The 16,556-nt window shown below is 67.2% G+C and carries 13 protein-coding genes; 6 read left to right on the top strand and 7 right to left on the bottom strand.

All coding sequences use genetic code 11. From position 1 onward, the window contains the following. The first annotated feature begins 25 nt into the window (after nt 1-25). The 3 genes from HGR_RS16435 to HGR_RS16425 all read left to right on the top strand — a co-directional run bounded on the left by HGR_RS16435 (nt 26) and on the right by HGR_RS16425 (nt 4,508). On the top strand, nt 26-1,000 hold the full coding sequence (locus tag HGR_RS16435) for an AEC family transporter (RefSeq protein ID WP_006299528.1): 975 nt from the start codon (nt 26-28) through the stop codon (nt 998-1,000). Between the two features lie 264 nt (nt 1,001-1,264). Further along, complete coding sequence (gene katG, locus HGR_RS16430; protein WP_006299527.1) at nt 1,265-3,421, top strand: catalase/peroxidase HPI; 2,157 nt, start codon at nt 1,265-1,267, stop codon at nt 3,419-3,421. A 94-nt stretch (nt 3,422-3,515) separates the two neighbouring features. Beyond that, nucleotides 3,516-4,508: a Bug family tripartite tricarboxylate transporter substrate binding protein gene (locus tag HGR_RS16425; protein WP_006299526.1), complete on the top strand. Its 993-nt coding sequence runs from the start codon at nt 3,516-3,518 to the stop codon at nt 4,506-4,508. A gap of 108 nt (nt 4,509-4,616) precedes the next feature. Here the strand turns inward: HGR_RS16425 and priA are convergent, their stop codons facing one another. From priA to HGR_RS16400, 5 genes are all read right to left on the bottom strand, one after another. Further along, the gene (gene priA, locus HGR_RS16420; RefSeq protein ID WP_006299525.1) at nt 4,617-6,821 is read right to left on the bottom strand and encodes a replication restart helicase PriA; all 2,205 of its coding nucleotides are present in this window, start codon (nt 6,819-6,821) and stop codon (nt 4,617-4,619) included. Nucleotides 6,822-7,193: 372 nt separating this feature from the next. Next, the gene (gene hemE / locus HGR_RS16415) at nt 7,194-8,303 is read right to left on the bottom strand and encodes a uroporphyrinogen decarboxylase (RefSeq protein ID WP_006299524.1); all 1,110 of its coding nucleotides are present in this window, start codon (nt 8,301-8,303) and stop codon (nt 7,194-7,196) included. Nucleotides 8,304-8,460: 157 nt separating this feature from the next. Then, nucleotides 8,461-8,823 (bottom strand): hypothetical protein, encoded by a 363-nt coding sequence (locus tag HGR_RS16410; protein WP_050797491.1) that lies wholly within the window; start codon nt 8,821-8,823, stop codon nt 8,461-8,463. A 28-nt stretch (nt 8,824-8,851) separates the two neighbouring features. Next, nucleotides 8,852-9,481 (bottom strand): thioredoxin family protein, encoded by a 630-nt coding sequence (locus HGR_RS16405; RefSeq protein ID WP_006299523.1) that lies wholly within the window; start codon nt 9,479-9,481, stop codon nt 8,852-8,854. Between the two features lie 23 nt (nt 9,482-9,504). Then, nucleotides 9,505-11,766, bottom strand: a complete 2,262-nt coding sequence (locus tag HGR_RS16400) for a protein-disulfide reductase DsbD family protein (RefSeq protein WP_006299520.1) — start codon at nt 11,764-11,766, stop codon at nt 9,505-9,507. Between the two features lie 180 nt (nt 11,767-11,946). Here HGR_RS16400 and HGR_RS16395 point away from each other — a divergent pair, with 180 nt between their 5' ends. The 3 genes from HGR_RS16395 (at nt 11,947) to HGR_RS16385 (ending at nt 14,525) form a co-directional block, all read left to right on the top strand. Beyond that, nucleotides 11,947-13,179: an SAM-dependent methyltransferase gene (locus HGR_RS16395; protein WP_006299519.1), complete on the top strand. Its 1,233-nt coding sequence runs from the start codon at nt 11,947-11,949 to the stop codon at nt 13,177-13,179. After that, entirely contained in the window at nt 13,176-14,006 is an 831-nt protein-coding gene (locus tag HGR_RS16390; RefSeq protein ID WP_039853881.1) for a creatininase family protein, read from the top strand. Before HGR_RS16395 ends, HGR_RS16390 begins: the two co-directional genes overlap by 4 nt. Nucleotides 14,007-14,099: 93 nt before the next feature. Then, a complete protein-coding gene (locus HGR_RS16385; RefSeq protein WP_039853925.1) occupies nt 14,100-14,525 on the top strand; it encodes a PilZ domain-containing protein in 426 nt (141 codons plus the stop codon). A gap of 11 nt (nt 14,526-14,536) precedes the next feature. Here HGR_RS16385 and HGR_RS16380 read toward each other — a convergent pair whose 3' ends face one another. Then, on the bottom strand, nt 14,537-15,244 hold the full coding sequence (locus tag HGR_RS16380; RefSeq protein WP_039853924.1) for a histidine phosphatase family protein: 708 nt from the start codon (nt 15,242-15,244) through the stop codon (nt 14,537-14,539). 56 nt (nt 15,245-15,300) lie between these two features. Beyond that, nucleotides 15,301-16,503: a YuxH family protein gene (locus tag HGR_RS16930; RefSeq protein WP_006299507.1), complete on the bottom strand. Its 1,203-nt coding sequence runs from the start codon at nt 16,501-16,503 to the stop codon at nt 15,301-15,303. Nucleotides 16,504-16,556: the final 53 nt, after the last annotated feature.

Raw genomic sequence — 16,556 nt, 5'->3', positions numbered from 1 at the left:
CATGCGGCCTTGCACAATGAGGGCCATGCAGAACCTGCTCCAGATTTTCTCGGTCACCTTCCCCTTCTTCGCCCTCGTGCTCTGCGGCTACCTCGCCGCCCGCCGTCGCTTGTTGCCGCTGGAGGCGATACCGGGGCTCAATGGTTTCGTGCTGTTCTTCGCGCTGCCCTGCATGCTGTACCGCTTTGGCGCCAGCACGCCCATCGCGCAGTTGCTGGACTATTCCGTGTTCTTGATCTGGCTGCTGTGCGCCTTGATCATGGTGGGCTTCACGGTCGCGGTGACCCTGAGCCGGCGCATCCGCTGGAACGACGCTGCCTTCGGCGCCCTGGTGGCGGCGTTTCCGAACTCCGGCTTCATGGGCGTGCCCCTGCTGGTGGCCTTGCTGGGCGCGCAGGCCGCGGCTCCGGTGATCGTGGGCATGCTGGTGGACATGGTGATCACCACCTCGCTGTGCATCGCGCTGTCGCGCCTGGACGGCGCGGACAAGCATGGCATGGCCGTGGCGCTGAAGAGCGCGCTCAAGGGCATGCTGACCAACCCCATGCCCTGGGCCATCCTGCTTGGCGGGTGGGCGTCCTACCTCCAGTTCAAACTGCCTGGCCCCGTGCACCAGACCGTGGGCCTGCTGGCCGACGCGGCCTCGCCCGTGGCCTTGTTCACCATTGGCGCGGTGCTGGCGCGTTCGCAAATCCTCAGCACCGAGAGCAAGCACCCGCCTATTCCCTTGCGTGACTTCGTCCCGGTCGCGGCATTCAAGCTGCTGCTGCACCCGGTGTTGATGCTGGTGGTGGGGCTGGCCGCCATGCGCCTGGGCGCGCCGCTGTCGGATTTCTCGCTCACCGTCATGGTGCTGGCCGCGGCCCTGCCCAGCGCCAGCAATGTGTCTTTGCTCGCCGAGCGGTTTGGCGCCGACAACGGACGCATCGCCCGCATCATCCTGGTGTCCACGGCCGTGGCCTTCCTGAGTTTCTCGGGGGCGGTCAGCCTGCTGCGCTGAGACCGGGTTATTACCTATGACTATCCATCCATGGATAGATGCCGCCTATTTGATAGATAAACTCAATCAAATGGCTTCTGCAATAGATGACTTTTAGACTGAGCGCTCGTCAACACCAAGGAGCCTCTCATGTCGCTGTCTTTCATCGATCGGCAGTCCTGGATGGAAACCCTGGCTGCCCTGGCGCAGGCCTATTGATCGGCCTATCCTGTTCCTCCAACCTTTCCGACGCGCCCAGCGCGCACCCCACCAAGGAGAGTCCCCATGTCCGATGAAGCCAAATGCCCTTACCACCACGCCGCCGGGGGCGGTACCAGCAACCTGGACTGGTGGCCGAACCAGCTGCGCGTGGACCTGCTGAACCAGCACGGAGACCGTTCCAACCCCCTGGGCGAGAAGTTCGACTATGCCCAGGAGTTCAAGAAGCTGGACTACAAGGCGCTCAAGGCCGACTTGGTCAAGCTCATGACCGACAGCCAAGACTGGTGGCCCGCTGACTTCGGCCACTACGGTCCGCAGATGATTCGCATGGCCTGGCACGCGGCCGGCACCTACCGCACCACCGACGGCCGCGGGGGCGGTGGCCGGGGTCAGCAACGTTTCGCGCCGCTGAATTCCTGGCCCGACAACGTCAACATCGACAAGTCGCGCCGGCTGTTGTGGCCCATCAAGCAGAAGTACGGCCAGAAGATTTCCTGGGCCGACCTCTTCATCCTTGCGGGCAACGTGGCGCTGGAGTCCATGGGCTTTCGCACCTTCGGCTTCGCGGGCGGCCGTGAAGACGTCTGGGAACCGGACCAGGACGTGAACTGGGGCCCCGAGATGAAGTGGCTGGGTGTGGACCCCAAGCAGCGCATCGGTGACAAGCGCGAGCTCAACGGGTCCTTCGGTGCTTCCCACATGGGCCTGATCTACGTGAACCCCGAAGGCCCCAACGCCAGCGGCGACTACCTGCTGGCGGCCAAGGACATTCGCCAGACCTTCTACCGCATGGCCATGAACGACGAGGAGATCGTCGCGCTGATCGCTGGCGGCCACACCTTCGGCAAGGCCCACGGCGCCGGGCCTGAATCCCACAAGGGGCCCGAGCCCGAGGCCGCGCCCCTGGAAGCCCAGGGCCTGGGCTGGAACAGCAACTACGGCCAAGGCCATGGCAAGGACACCATCTCCAGCGGCATCGAGGTCACCTGGACCAAGACGCCCGCGCTGTGGAGCAACAACTTCTTCGAGAACCTCTTCAAGTACGAGTGGGAACTGGAGAAGAGCCCGGCCGGTGCCAAGCAATGGGTGGCCAAGAACGCCGAGGACATCATTCCCGACGCGCACATCAAGGGCAAGTTCCACAAGCCGAAGATGCTGACCACCGACCTGACGATGCGCTTCGACCCGGAGTTCGGCAAGATCTCCAAGCGATTCCTCGAAGACCCGCAGGCCTTCGCCGACGCCTTCGCCCGCGCCTGGTTCAAGCTCACGCACCGCGACATGGGTCCCAAGGCGCGCTACCTCGGCCCGGAAGTGCCGAAGGAAGACCTGATCTGGCAGGACCCGCTGCCCGCGCCCACGCACAAGCCGACGGCCGCCGACATCACCGACCTCAAGTCCAAGATCGCCGCGTCCGGCCTCTCGGTCAGCGAGCTGGTGTCCGTGGCCTGGGCCTCGGCGTCCACCTTCCGCGGCAGCGACAAGCGCGGCGGCGCCAACGGCGCGCGCATCCGTCTGGCTCCGCAGAAGGACTGGGCCATCAACAAGCCCGTGCTCAAGACCTTGGCCAAGCTGGAGGACATCCAGAAGGCCAGCGGCAAGGCCTCGCTGGCCGACGTGATCGTGCTGGCGGGTGTGGTGGGCGTGGAGCAAGCCGCGAAGGCCGGTGGGGTCGCGGTGGAGGTGCCCTTCGCACCGGGCCGCGTGGACGCGACCCAGGCGCAGACGGACGTCGAATCCTTCGCCGTGCTGGAGCCCGTGATCGACGGCTTCCGCAACCACGGCCGCGGCCAGGACGGCACGCCGACCGAGGCGATGCTGATCGACAAGGCCCAGCTGCTGACCCTGACCGCGCCCGAGCTGACCGCCCTGGTCGGTGGCCTGCGCGTGCTGGGCACCAATGCCGACGGCAGCAAGCACGGGGTGTTCACCGACAAGCCGGGCGCGCTGACGAACGACTTCTTCGTCCACCTGCTGGACATGGGCACGCAGTGGAAGGCCACCGACGCCAGCGCCGAGGTCTTCGAAGGCAAGGACCGCAAGACGGGCAAGGTGAAGCACACCGCCACCCGCAACGACCTGGTCTTCGGTTCCAACTCGGTGTTGCGCGCCTACGCCGAGGTCTATGCCGCGGCCGATGGCCGGCAGAAGTTCGCGCAGGACTTCGTGGCCGCCTGGACCAAGGTCATGAACCTGGACCGCTTCGACCTGCGCCAGTGAGCCAGCGCCTTCGGGCGTGACCGTGAGCCGAAAGCCGCCGGGCTAAACTCCGGCGGCTTTTTCCTTCACGACGGCAGATTCCAAGGAGACTTTCATGCGACGCTTCCTGAAACCGATCTGGCTGGGGCTGTTGAGCCTGGGCGTGGTCCTTGCCACCGCCGCGCAGGCACAAGGCCCGGCGGCCAGCTACCCCGACAAGCCCATCCGCCTCATCGTGCCTTTCCCGCCCGGCGGCGGCACGGACATCCTCGCGCGACTGGTCGCGAGCGAACTGGGTGCCCGCCAGGGTTGGACCATCGTGGCCGACAACAAGGCTGGCGCGGGCGGCACCATCGCCATCAGCGAAGCCGTCAAGGCCGCGCCCACCGGCTACGAGCTGGTGATTGGCCAGAAGGACAACCTCGTCATCGGCCCCTGGCTCTACAAAGGTTTGCCTTGGGACCCGACGCGAGACCTCGTGGCCGTGGCGCACGTGGCCTACACGCCGGTGCTGATCGCGACCAGCGCCAATTCCAAGTACCAGAGCCTGGAGGACGTGATCGCCGCGGCGCGCAAGGACCCAGGCAAGATCAGCTACGGTTCGCCGGGCAACGGCACGTCCATCCACCTGGCGGCGGAGCTGTTCCAGAAAGCTGCCGGCATCCAGCTCACGCATGTGCCTTACAAGGGCTCCAACCCCGCGCTGATGGACGCGCTGGCCGGCAACATCGACCTGCTGGTGTCGTCCGTGCCCTCGGCCATGGGTCAGATCAAAGCGGGCAAGCTGCGTGCCCTGGCTGTGACCTCCGCCGCGCGCAGCTCGTCGCTGCCCGAGGTGCCCACCGTGGCGCAGGCGGCGCGCCTCAAAGACTTCGACGTCAGCACCTGGTACGGCCTGTTCGCGCCCGCCGGCACGCCCGCGCCCGTGGTGGACAAACTGCATGCCGCCGTCAACCGCCTGCTGGAAGACGTGACCGTGCGCGCCGCCATCCAGGCCCAGGGCGCCGAGCCCCAGGCCAAGAGCGCAGCGGCCTTTGCCACGCAGCTGCGCACCGAGTACCCGCAGTGGAAGGGCATCGTCGAGGCGGCGGGCGTCAAGCTGGATTGAAGCGCCGTCCAGCGGCTGCCGTTCCTGGGGCAGGCCCGCTCGGCCAGGCGTGATGGCTTGGGTGTAGCGTTGACCTGTCCTGGGCTCGGATCACCGCCCAGCCCAAGTTCAGATCGCCAGCGGGTCCACATCCACCGCCCAGCGCAGGATGCCCTGCCCTTCGGGCGTGCCACGCAGGTCGTGCAGCGTGGCCTGCCAATCCGAGAGAAAGCGTTGCAGCGCCGCGCGCGAGGCGCTCTCCACCAGCATCTGCGCCCGCTCCACGTTGGCCACGCGTTGCACGCTCATGGGCACCGCGGGGTACAGCGTCACCGCAAGCGGGGTCGCCGCGTCCTGGCCCAAGGCGCTGGCAGCGTTGAGGAAGGCCTGGGCGCCCTCCTGAGTGCGGGCTTCCGTCCGCACCAGGGCCTGGAAGCTGAACGGCGGCAGGCCCGCCTGCTCGCGTTCCAGCAACTGTTGCGCCGCGAAAGCGGGGTAGTCGTGCCGCTTCAACGCCTCGTAGAGCGGGTGCGTTGGTTGCTCGGTCTGGACCCAGACTTCGCTGGCCCCGGCCGCGCTGTCCCGCCCCGCCCGGCCCGCAACCTGCATCAGCAGGGAAAACAGGCGTTCCGGCGCGCGGAAGTCGCTGGAGAACAGCGCCGTGTCCGGGTTGATGACGGCGACCAGGGTGATGCGCCGGAAATCATGGCCCTTGGCGATCATCTGCGTGCCCACCAGCACGTCCACCTCGCCCTCGTGCACTTGAGCCAGCTGGGCTTGCAGCTCGCCCTTGCGCCGCGTGGTGTCGGCGTCGATGCGCGCGATGCGCACCGGGCCGCCGCCGGTCCCCGCTTCGCCGGTCGCCGCCGCGCCCAGAGGACGGCGCACATCGGCCAGCAGCTCGGCCAGGTGTTCCTCGATCTGTTCGGTCCCGCGTCCGATCGGGCGGATGTCCGGGCTGCCGCAGGACGGGCAGGCGCGCGGCACGCGCTCGGTGTAGCCGCAGTGGTGGCAGCGCAGCGTGCGGTCGATCTTGTGGAAGACGCGGTAGGCGCTGCAGTGCGGGCACTCGCTCTTCCAGTCGCATTCGGCGCAATGCAGCACGGGGGCGTAACCCCGCCGGTTCAGGAAGACCAGGCACTGCTCGCCGCGCGCGATGCGTTCCCGCATGGCCGCGAGCAAGGGGGGCGAAACAACCGCGCCCTTGGGCTGGTGCCGCATGTCCACCCGCCGTACCAGGGGCAGGCCGCCGCCCGGCGCATCGGGTCGGGCGATGGCGCCCACGCGGTTGGGCATGGCCAGGCGGACGTAGCGCCCACCCTGTTCGGCGGGCCGGCTGTGGTGCCAGCTTTCCAGCGAGGGCGTGGCCGAGCCGAGGATGACTTGGGCGTTTTCCAGCCGGCCGCGGTAGATGGCGAGGTCGCGCGCCGAGTAACGCGCGCCCTCCTGTTGTTTGTAGCTGGGGTCGTGTTCCTCGTCAACCACGATCAGCCGCAGGCGCGGCAGGGAGGCGAAGATGGCCATGCGCGTGCCCAGCACGATGCGCACCGGGCTCGCGATGACGCCCGCTGCCTCGCCCTCTTCGGTGGGCCGACCGTGCGCCGCCAGCCAGCTCTGCAAACGCTGTGGGTTGGTCATGCCGCTGTGCAAGGAGACCACGGCGGCTGCGCCGAAGCGTTCGACGAAGCGGGCTTCCAGCTGCGGCGTCAGGTTGATCTCCGGCACCATCACCAGCGCCTGGGCTTGCGGGTCACGCGCCAACATCGCCTGCACGGCGCGCAGATAAACCTCGGTCTTGCCGCTGCCCGTGGCGCCGAACAGCAAGAAGGGTGCGCTGGCATCACCCTGCGCCAGGGCCTCGAGCGCGGTGGCCTGTTCGGCCGTGAGCGTGGGCAAGTTGCTGACGGGCGTGCCGGCTGACTCAGGGTTGGGGCCAGCGCGGAGCTGCTTTTTGAGCCGGCGCGCCAGTTGCTCGCCGCTGAGCTCTCGCAGCGCGGGCGGCAAGGCGGCCAGGGCCACCTCGCCCGCCGAGCGCTGGTAATAACGCGCGGTGAAGTCGACCAGCCGCCGCCAGCTCTCGGACAGCGGCGGCAGCGCCGTCAGGGCTTCGGTGATCGGGCGCAGCTTGTCCGCATCCACCGCGTGCGTGGGCGTGTCGCGGGTCTCGGTGGGGCGATCCCACACCATGCCCAACACCTCACGCTTGCCCAAGGGCACGCGCACCAGCATTCCTGGTGAAAGTGTCTGCTCACTCAACCAGCTCAGCATGCCCCCGGCCAGGTGAATCTTGCTGTGCGCTGGCGTGGGAACCAGGATGGGGAGCAGGTGCGCCATGCGTGAGCGGGTGTGATGCGACTTAGGCCGTGATCTTGGTTCGGTTTGGCGAAAGCGCGGCTAAGTGCTTGATCTGCAAGGGTTGCAAAACTAATCCAGTACTTCTGTGGATAACTTTGTTGAAAGCTGACCTGACAAACGCGCGCAAGCCTTGTAAATCAAGGCTTCCAACAGATTGCCTTTGAAAAAAGCAATTTAGGATTTCTATCTGAATCAACAACTTAGATGCGCTATGGCTTTTGTAGCGAGGCGAGTGCCGTTGGGCTGAGCCAGGTCACAGTGCTTACGGATTTTGTGCATAAGTAAGCCCGCGCCCCCTTGACAAAGCCCGTTCCGAGGTGTGGTCGAATTCGCCCACGCCCCGGCCGTGTTTCAGGCGCGCCGCAGCGCACGGGATTGCGTGTGCACGGCTTCCACCAAGGCCGTCACATGCTCGGGCGGGGTGTGCTGGCTGATGCCGTGGCCCAGGTTGAAGATGTGCGTGGGGCCGGGGCGCGAGGGGTCGGTGTGGGGCGCGCCGAAGCTGGCCAGCACCTTGGCCACTTCCGCCTCGATGGCGGTGGGCGGCGCGAACAGCACATTCGGGTCCAGGTTGCCTTGCAGCGCCTTGCCCCGCGGACCCTCGCCCACCAAAGCGCGAGCCGTGCCGAGGTTCACAGTCCAGTCCAGGCCCAGCACCTCGCAATCCAGCGCGCCCATTTCATGCAGCCAGAGGCCGCCGCCCTTGGTGAAGACGATGCGAGGCACCACCTGGCCATCCACGCCGGTGCGTTTCAGCTGGGCCAGCACGCGCGCCGTGTAGGCCAGGCTGAACTGCTGGAACACCCCATCGGCCAGCACGCCGCCCCAGCTGTCGAAGACCATCACCGCTTGCGCGCCCGCGTCGATCTGCGCGTTGAGGTAGGCCGCCACGGCGTCGGCGTTCACTTGCAAGATGCGGTGCATCAGGTCGGGGCGCGCGTAGAGCATGCTCTTGACCAGGCGGTAGTCGTCCGAGCCCGCGCCTTCGACCATGTAGCAGGCCAGCGTCCATGGGCTGCCCGAGAAGCCGATCAAGGGCACGCGCCCGTCCAGCGCCTTGCGGATGGACGTCACGGCGTCGAAGACGTAGCGCAGCTTGTCCAGGTCCGGCACGGCCAGTGCCGCCACGGCAGCCTCGTCACGCACGGGCGAGGCGAACCTGGGTCCTTCGCCCTGGGCGAAGGACAGGCCCAGGCCCATGGCATCGGGCACGGTGAGGATGTCGGAGAACAGGATGGCAGCGTCCAGCGCGTAGCGGTCCAAGGGCTGCAAGGTGACTTCGGTGGCGTAGTCCACGTTCGTGGCCAGGCCCATGAAGCTGCCCGCGCGCTCGCGGGTGGCCCGGTATTCGGGCAGATAGCGTCCGGCTTGGCGCATCAGCCACAGCGGGGTGTAGTCGGTGGCCTGGCGCAGGCAGGCACGCAGGAAGCGGTCGTTTTTCAGGTCGGCAAAGCGGGTCATGCCGCGATTGTCGCAAGGATTGTGAGCCCCCACCTTCGCGCACGGCGAGTGGCTGGATGCCCCCGGTCGCAGGCATGCACCGCGCTTTGCCAGAACTGGGGTGTTCGTCCCCTTGGTGTGGCCCCGTGGCGACCCGTTGGTCCCCGCACTCGAGGACTCAGCGGGCGCGGCGCACTTCCAGAATCTCGAAGTCGATGGCTTCGTGGTAGATCTTGGCGTCGCGCAAGGCCATGTGCAGCAGGATCTTGGGCGCCTGGCGCGCGACGATGCGGTGCGCCACCACGCCCAGCAACACCATCACCAGGCCGATCCAGGGGTAGCCGTACCAAGCCATGCCGATGCCGGCGCCGACAACGGGCAGGATCAACGCCGTCAGCATCAGGCGGTGCTTGACGTATTTGCTGGCGCGCTCAGGGTTGACGATCAGCCGGAACTGTCCGGCCGGCAGGCCGGCACGGAATGCTTCATGGGGCACGTAGATGGGCTCTTGGGCCTCTGGGGTCGTTTGGGTCTCGCTCATGGACGGATTCTGCCCCAGGCCTTTGGGCTCATTTGTATTTGATGCTGCAGCCGTAGGCGCGGGTCGTGGCCTGGCTCAGGGGCTGGCCAGCCAAGGCCTGGGCCAGGCCCACGCGGATGTAATTGGTGGCGGCGGGGATGTCGCTGGCGCGCGCCGAAGGCTTGTCATCGATGCCGCCCGCGTAAATCAAGCGGCCTTGCGGATCGGCGATGTACATGTGCGGCGTGACCCGCGCGGCGTAGGCCCTGCCCGCCACGCCCTCGGCGTCCATCAGCGTGGCTGCGGGCGCGCCGCCTTGCTCGCGCATCCAGCGTGCCAGCTGTGCCGGGGGCTGGTAGTCGCCATGACCGACCTCGGTCGAGTTGATGGTGAGCCAAGCGACATTCTTGGCGGCGGCTTCCTTCTGCAGCTGCTGCATGTTGCCGCTGCCGTAATGCTTCTGCACGAAGGGGCAGTTGGGGTTGTTCCACTCCAGCACCACGTAACGCCCGCGGAAGTCTGAGAGGCGCACGGTTTTGCCATTGACGTCCTGCAAGGTGAAGTCGGGCGCGTTTTGCCCGACGGATGGTGCGGTGCTGGCGCTCGCGATCAGCGGCACCGAGGTGCTGGCCAGCACGGCAAGCATGAGTAAGAAGCGGCGTGGCAGGGAGTTCAGCATGGCGGGCTCCAGAGCGCAGCGTTTCACAGGGTGTCCAGGGCGCGCTGCACCTCGCCTGGACTCAGCAACTCAGACAACACCAGCGGCGCCCGGGGTTCGGGGCGCGCCGGCCGGTGCAGCACGTACACGGGCACGCCGCTGCGCCCCAGCGCCGCCAGTGCCGCGCCGATGGCCGGGTCGCGTCGCGTCCAGTCGGCGCGCAGCAGCACGACGTCGCGCGCGGCGAAGGCTTTGAGCACCTGCGCGTCATTCAAGGTGGTGCGCTTGTTGACCTGGCAGGTCACGCACCAGGCGGCCGTGTAGTCGACGAAGACGGCCCGCCCCTGCGCGAGCAGGGCTTGTTCACGCGCCGGGCTCCAGGTTTGCCAGCCTGCATCGTCACGGGTCTGGGATTCAGCGACGGACGCCGCGTCGGAGAACATGGAGGGACCGAAGGTGGCCCCGAACCAGCCGCCCACGGCGAGCAGCACGACGCACAGCATGATGCGCGCGCGGCCCTGCAGCGTCAGCACCCACACCAGGGCCGCAAGCAGCACCAGCAGCACCAGCAAGGTCGCGGCGCCGTCCACGCCGCTTTGGTGGCCGAGCACCCAGACCAGCCAGACCACGGTCAGCAACATGGGGAAAGCGAGCACACGGCGCAGCGTCAACATCCACGCGCCAGGCCGGGGCAGCAGCCGGGCCACGGCCGGAATGAAGGTGGCCGCGAGGTAGGGCAGGGCCAGGCCCAGACCCAGCGCACCGAAGATGGCCAAAGCCTGGGCGGCGGGCTGGGTCGCGGCCAGGCCCAGGGCGGCGCCCATGAAGGGCGCGGTGCAGGGCGATGCCACGATCACCGCCAGCACACCCGTGAGCGCTGCATCCAACATCGGGTGGCGGGCCTGCAGGGTGGCCAGTCTTCCTGGCGCCATCTGCCCGAATTCGAACAGGCCCGCGAGGTTGAGCGCGATCACGGTGAAGAGCGCGGCCAGCGCGGCCACCATGACCGGGCTCTGCAACTGGAAACCCCAGCCCAGGCTTTCCCCCGCGCTGCGCAGACCCAGCAGAGCGAGGCCCAGTGCGAGGAAACTCAGCAGCACGCCCACCGTGTAGGCCAATCCGCTCAAGCGCAGGGTGCGCCGGTCTTGGGCATGCTGGGCGAAGCCCAGCACCTTGATGGCCAGGATGGGCAGCACGCAGGGCATGAGGTTGAGGATGAGCCCGCCCAGCAGGGCCAGCGCCAGGGCCGCGCCGAAAGTGAGGGACGTCACGTTGGCGGCGCTGCGCGTGCTGGCGGCCTTGGCGTCCAGCGCCTCCTGCAGCGCGGGCGAGAGGGTCACGGGTGCGGCGGCCGCAGGCCAGGCACCGCGCACGGGCAGCTCGACGCGCCAGCCTTCGCTGGCGTTGCGGTGCGCGGAGCCCGAGCCCGAGCCCTGTGCCAGGGTCAGCACCACCGGCAGCACGACCGGGCTGGCGCTGCGTTGGGCCGAGAGGGGCAAGGTGGCCGTCCACAGCGGGCCTTGCCAAGCCTGTGTCCAAGGGGCGGAAGGATTCAGCACATCGACTGTTTCCGGAAAAGCATCCAGCTTCTGCCCTCGCAGTCGCTGCGGCAGGTCGGCCACGGTCAGCTTCAGGTGGTCGCCCTCGATCTGGATGTGGCTCTCGCCCGCGGCCACGTCGCGCGGGTGCGCCCGTCGCGCGGCTTCAAAGGCCTGGGCGTCCAGGCTGGTCGCGCCGCGCAGCGGAATGCGCAGGGTGTAGCGGCCTTCCTCGGGGATGCATTCGCTGCGGCAGATCAGCCAGCTGGCTTGCAACTGGAGGGTCAAGTCGTTCTGCCCCGGCGCCACTTGGAAGTCCTTGCTGACCGTCAGAGGCACGGGCAGCAGCACCGTGTCCTCGTAGCCGTAGTTGATCAGCGGGTCGCTCGCGCCGATCGCGAATTTCTTGGGGGCCGGCCACGCGATGTCGCCGGCCTGGATGCCGGGCGGCAGCGTCCAGCGCAGCTCCGTGGGCAGACCTGAGTCGCCGGGATTTTTCCAATAGGTGTGCCAGTCCTTGGCGTGCGTGATGCGCAGGCCGGCCCAGAACGTCTGTCCAGGCGCGATGCCCTGGGGCGCATGAGCGACGAGTTCAGTGCGCGCCTGGCCGGTTTGCACCACCGCCCCTGCTGCCGTGACTGCACTGCTCAGGAACGCTTGGGCATGCGCCGCGCCGTGCAGGGCCAGCGCAATCAGCAGAGCCAGGGGACCGAGACCGCCGACGAGGAAGGAGCGGGTGAGAAGCGAAAGACGCGAACGACGCAGCATGGTGCGGTCGATGTTAAGCCAGCCTCTTGGGGGGCCAGCAATCTCACAAACCTGTGAAGGAATAAGCGGTCTGCAAACCTCGGTTACATCCTTGGGGCTGTGTCGTCCGTGCCTGGTGGTCATAATCTTCCATCGGTCCCAATCCTGTAACAAAACCCGTGTTCGTGGAGAGTTGTAGTGATGGTTGCAGCCAGCAAGATGGAAGCCGCGTTGACCCCCTGGGTGACGAAGTTCAAGAAGAAAGTCAATTTGCCGGTGCTGGTGCAGTTCGGCGAAAAGCACGGTGAAGGCGGCGGGATCAAGCTCGGTGACTTCGACACCCCGCTGGTGACCCTCCGCTTGCTCAAACCCAGCGCGGTGAAGCACCTGCTGAGCCCCAGCCTGGACAGTCTGGGAGAAGCGTACGTGGAGGGGCTGCTTGACGTCGAGGGCCGCGTCGACGACATCCTGGCGTTGGGACACCAGATGGCCGAGGCCGGTAGCCGGACCGAGGGACGGTTGACGCGCATCGTGCGGCGTTTCAAGCACACGAAGAAGAGCGACAGGGAAGCCATCCAATACCACTATGACGTGTCCAATGCCTTCTACCAAACCTGGCTGGACCCGCGCATGGTCTATTCCTGTGCCTACTTCGAGAATGGCGACGAAACCTTGGAAGAGGCGCAGCTCAAGAAGATCGACCACATCCTGAACAAGGTCCAGGTGCGGCCCGGGCACCGCCTGCTGGACATCGGCTGTGGCTGGGGGGCCCTGGTGATCCGCGCCGCGCAGAAGTACGGCGCGCGGTGCGTGGGCGTGACGCTGTCGCAGAACCAGTTTGACCTGGCCACCGAGCGCGTCAAGGCGGCCGGCCTGCAGGAGCAGATCGAGATCCGCTTGCAGGACTACCGCGATGTCGAGGGGCAGTTTGACCGCATCACCAGCGTCGGCATGTTCGAGCATGTGGGCTTGGACTACTTGGAAGCCTACTTCGCCCAGATCCGCAAGCTGCTGACCGACGATGGCTGGGTGCTCAACCACGGCATCACCTCGACCGACCCGAACAACGGCGAAACCTCGCATGGCGGCGGGCGCTTCGTGGATCGTTATGTGTTTCCGCAGGGCGAGCTGCCGCACATCAGCACCGTGCTGCGCACCATGCAGCTGGGTGGCCTGGAAGCCCTGGACGTGGAAAGCCTACGCCGCCACTACATGCACACCACCGGGCTTTGGAGCCACACCTTCGAGGCCAGCTCCGACCGCTTGCGCAGCATGGTCCCCGAGAAAACCTGGCGCATCTGGCGCATCTACCTTGCCGGCTGCCAGTGGGCGTTCGACAATGACGAAATTTCGCTCTACCAGGTCTTGTGTGGGAAGTCGGGGCGGCTTTCCACGAACCTGCCCTGGTCTCGGCGCTGGATGTACGCACGATGAACCCTTTTGCCCCCAGCCATGCCTGGGCCGACCTCACGACTCAGGATTTCGTCCGGATGGACGAGGCGCAACGCGCGCGCGTCATCGCTGTTCTGCCGCTGGGCGCGACGGAGCAGCATGGCCCGCATCTGCCCCTGAGCGTGGATCACGACCTGGTCAATGGCGTGGTGGCCGCCAGCCTCCCGCACCTGGGTGATTTGCCGGTGTTGTTCCTGCCCACGCAGGACGTGGGGTTCAGTCCCGAGCACCAAGCCTATCCCGGCACCCTGACCTTGCCCGCGTCGCTGGTGATTGGTCTGTGGACGGCCCTGGGGGAGTCGGTCGCGCGCGCGGGCGTGCGCAAGCTGGTTCTGCTCAATGCCCATGGTGGACAGGTGGGCCTGCTCGACGTGGTGGCGCGCGATCTGCGCGCTCGGCTGGGCGTGCTGGTCTACAGCGTCAACACCTTCAATCTGCCCCTGCCGCCCGAAGTGGACGGGCTGTTCAGCGCGCAAGAACACCGCTATGGCATTCACGCGGGGCAGATCGAGACGGCCATGATGCTGGCCCTGACGCCGCAGCGGGTCCGCATGGCGCAGGCCCGGCGTTTCGATTCCGCGTCCCAGGCGCGCGCGGCGCGCTTTCCCATCCTGGGCAACGGCCGCAGCGCCAAGCTCGCCTGGCAGATGCAAGATTACAACCCTGCTGGTGCCGTGGGCGACGCGGCGGCGGCCACGGCCGAGCAGGGTCACGCGTTGCTGGAGGCCCAAGGACGGGCCTTGGCCGCCCTGCTGGACGAAATTGACCGCCTGCCCGCGAACACTTTGGTGGAAGGGCCTTTGGCCTGACAATAGCCACCCATGTTGCGTGTCCTGAAGAAAATCTTTTCCGCACCCTTCACCCCCTCATTGGGGAAGACCGATCTGATTGAGCTCAAGCCCATGGCACTGACCCAACAACTTGCTTACCGGCGCTTCCTGCGTTCGGTGTTCCAAGCACCGGCCCGCCTGACGTTGAGCAGTGGCGTGCTCGACGTGCAGGTGGTGGACATCTCGCTCAAGGGCGCTTTGACCGAGTTGCGCGCGGGCGCCGGCACGACCCTGCCGACGCAAGGCGGACGAGGCAGACTGCGCCTGGCCCTGTCGGCCACCGACTACATCGCGATGGACGTGGCCGTGGCTCGGGTGCAGCAAGCAGGCCCGGCCGCCGATGGCTTTGGCACGGTCTGGCAGGTGGGCCTGCAGTGCGCGCACATCGACTTGGACAGCGTGACGCACCTTCGGCAACTGATCGAACGCAATATGCAAGACCCTGCCCTGCTTGGGCGCGAGCTTGCCGTGCTGATCGGATATTCCCCTGACGCCTGATAGTCGCGCGCTCAGGCGTAGGTGACCCAGTCTCCGAGACCGGGCTCGTCCAGGTGCGGAACCGCGTTGAAGCTCACCAAGCTGAAGCGGCGTGGCGTGTAATCGAACTCGGTGATGGCGCTGTTGCGCAGCCGCAGATTCAGCTCAATGCCAGTCTGCGCCGGCGCGCCCAGGATCTGGGCGACGGCGTTCGAGATGGGCCCCCCGCTGGAGATCATCAACACATCCCCCGTGCAGTGGCTGCGCACATGGTCCAGGGTGGCGCGCACGCCCGCCGAGAACTCGGCGTGGGAAGGCATGCCGCGCGGCGCGATGGCGCCCTCCGCCCATTGTTGAAGGGCGCTGCGCAGCAAGCGGAAATGCGCGCGGCGTGTGTCTGCTGTGTCCGCCACACCAGGCTGTGGCGGCACGGCGCCCAAGGCTTCGATCAGCGCGCCGCTGTCGTACTCGTCGAGCCCCGGCAAGCGTAAAGGCGTTTGTCGCGCATCTTCGCGGGTCAGGGTGAGACCGAATCCCCGGGCGATGCCCGCCCAAGTCTGGGCATGTCGTCGCAGCGTGCCAGTCAGCACCGTCTCGAAACGCGGTTGATCGCCCCGTTCGCGAGCGCGCCAGTACTGGCCCAATCGCTCGCTCTGACGTTCGCCGAGCTCGCTGAGCCGGTCGTAATCGGCGGCGCCGAACGAGGCTTGAGCATGGCGCACGAGGTAGAGGGTCGGCATGCGGGCCAGTATGCCCGCGCGTGCCGCCATCGGCACCGTCCCTTGTCGCGCGCGTGTCAGTTCAAGGCGGCCGCGCCCGGGATCAAGCCCAGGCTGTGCGGGCGGGTCAGCGCCTGGGCCAGCGTGCGCAGCACGGCGCGGCTGAGATCCTCGTTGGCGTAGCCATAGCTCTCGGCCAGCAGACGCTGGCCCCGTGCGTCGCCCGCCTCGATCGTCTCGGCCAGTTGCAGCGCCGGATAGTAGGGACCGCTCCTTTCCAGCAAGGCCTGCTGGATGCGCTGCGACAGCGGCAGGCCGCGCAGCAGGCTGGGCAGCGACTCGCCGACCAGGCGTTCCATTTGCGCATACAAGCCACACAGGTAAATCTCGCGGCGCAGGTCTTCCTCGTCACCCGGGTCCAGCAGATGCTCGACCAGGTGCGCGTGCACGGCCATGCCGATGCGCACGGGACGCAAGTCCGGCAGGTCGTCCGAGTTGGCCTGTTGCGCGTGCAGCCAGGCATAGACGTGCTTGAGACCCCAGACCTGCAGGCCGCGGCGTACCGTGTCGATGGAGCCGCGTTCTCGAGCCGCCGCCTTGTTCACCCGCTGCAGGAAACGATGGCACAGCACCGGATCGGCGCAGAGCAGGGCCTCGATGTCGTCGTCCGAGGCGTCGTCCTCGATGGCCTGCAGCACGGCCAGGATGGAAGAACGCGCGGGCGCGCGGGCCGCGTCTGGCAGATCACGCAGCGTGTCTTCCACCGGCCAGCCAGCGACCGCCCAGGTCTGCGCGTTCTTGTCGCTCATGTCCAGGGCTTGCGCGGCCAGCAAGCGCCGCTCGGGCGCCTGGAGAATGAACTGCGCGCCCGTATCCTGGCTGGTGGTCCACAGCACGGGCAGTCCGCGCGCGGCCGCCTGACGCGCGCGTGGGCCCAGCACTGGATCGCGCTGCGCTTCCGGGCCGAGGGCGATCCACAGACCCTGCGGCGCATCGCCGGCCTTTGGAACCACGCGGCGTGCGTCCGACTTCTCCGCAGCTTGAGCCTGGGTCAGCATGTCCAGCAGCAGGGCCGGGTCACGCAAGGTCAGCAGCAGCGGCGGCGCATGCGGCGGCCACAGATCGGCCAAGGTGGCGAAGAGGTAGCGGGCATAGCCGGCGCCGGAGATGTCGGCGTCGGGCAATGTGTCGATCAGCAGCTGGGCACCGGCCAGCGCGCGCTGGCGGTCCCAGAGCAGTCGATGGCTCAGAGTCAAAGAGGCCAGGGGGGACGCGCTCATGGTGAGGTGTCGGTGGTGGCGCGTTGAAGCAGTCGCTGCCCGACCGGAGGGTG

The sequence above is a fragment of the Hylemonella gracilis ATCC 19624 genome (assembly GCF_000211835.1).
In the GTDB taxonomy this organism is placed as follows: Bacteria; Pseudomonadota; Gammaproteobacteria; order Burkholderiales; family Burkholderiaceae_C; genus Hylemonella; species Hylemonella gracilis.
Note: the sequence above shows the minus strand (reverse complement) of the source record. Positions and strands in the feature narration are given on the sequence as shown.

Coding starts and splice junctions, on each gene's coding strand:
- HGR_RS16435 (WP_006299528.1), top strand. CDS start 26: ATGCAGAACCTGCTCCAGATTTTCTCGGTCACCTTCCCCTTCTTCGCC.
- katG (WP_006299527.1), top strand. CDS start 1,265: ATGTCCGATGAAGCCAAATGCCCTTACCACCACGCCGCCGGGGGCGGT.
- HGR_RS16425 (WP_006299526.1), top strand. CDS start 3,516: ATGCGACGCTTCCTGAAACCGATCTGGCTGGGGCTGTTGAGCCTGGGC.
- priA (WP_006299525.1), bottom strand. CDS start 6,821: ATGGCGCACCTGCTCCCCATCCTGGTTCCCACGCCAGCGCACAGCAAG.
- hemE (WP_006299524.1), bottom strand. CDS start 8,303: ATGACCCGCTTTGCCGACCTGAAAAACGACCGCTTCCTGCGTGCCTGC.
- HGR_RS16410 (WP_050797491.1), bottom strand. CDS start 8,823: ATGAGCGAGACCCAAACGACCCCAGAGGCCCAAGAGCCCATCTACGTG.
- HGR_RS16405 (WP_006299523.1), bottom strand. CDS start 9,481: ATGCTGAACTCCCTGCCACGCCGCTTCTTACTCATGCTTGCCGTGCTG.
- HGR_RS16400 (WP_006299520.1), bottom strand. CDS start 11,766: ATGCTGCGTCGTTCGCGTCTTTCGCTTCTCACCCGCTCCTTCCTCGTC.
- HGR_RS16395 (WP_006299519.1), top strand. CDS start 11,947: ATGGTTGCAGCCAGCAAGATGGAAGCCGCGTTGACCCCCTGGGTGACG.
- HGR_RS16390 (WP_039853881.1), top strand. CDS start 13,176: ATGAACCCTTTTGCCCCCAGCCATGCCTGGGCCGACCTCACGACTCAG.
- HGR_RS16385 (WP_039853925.1), top strand. CDS start 14,100: ATGGCACTGACCCAACAACTTGCTTACCGGCGCTTCCTGCGTTCGGTG.
- HGR_RS16380 (WP_039853924.1), bottom strand. CDS start 15,244: ATGCCGACCCTCTACCTCGTGCGCCATGCTCAAGCCTCGTTCGGCGCC.
- HGR_RS16930 (WP_006299507.1), bottom strand. CDS start 16,503: ATGAGCGCGTCCCCCCTGGCCTCTTTGACTCTGAGCCATCGACTGCTC.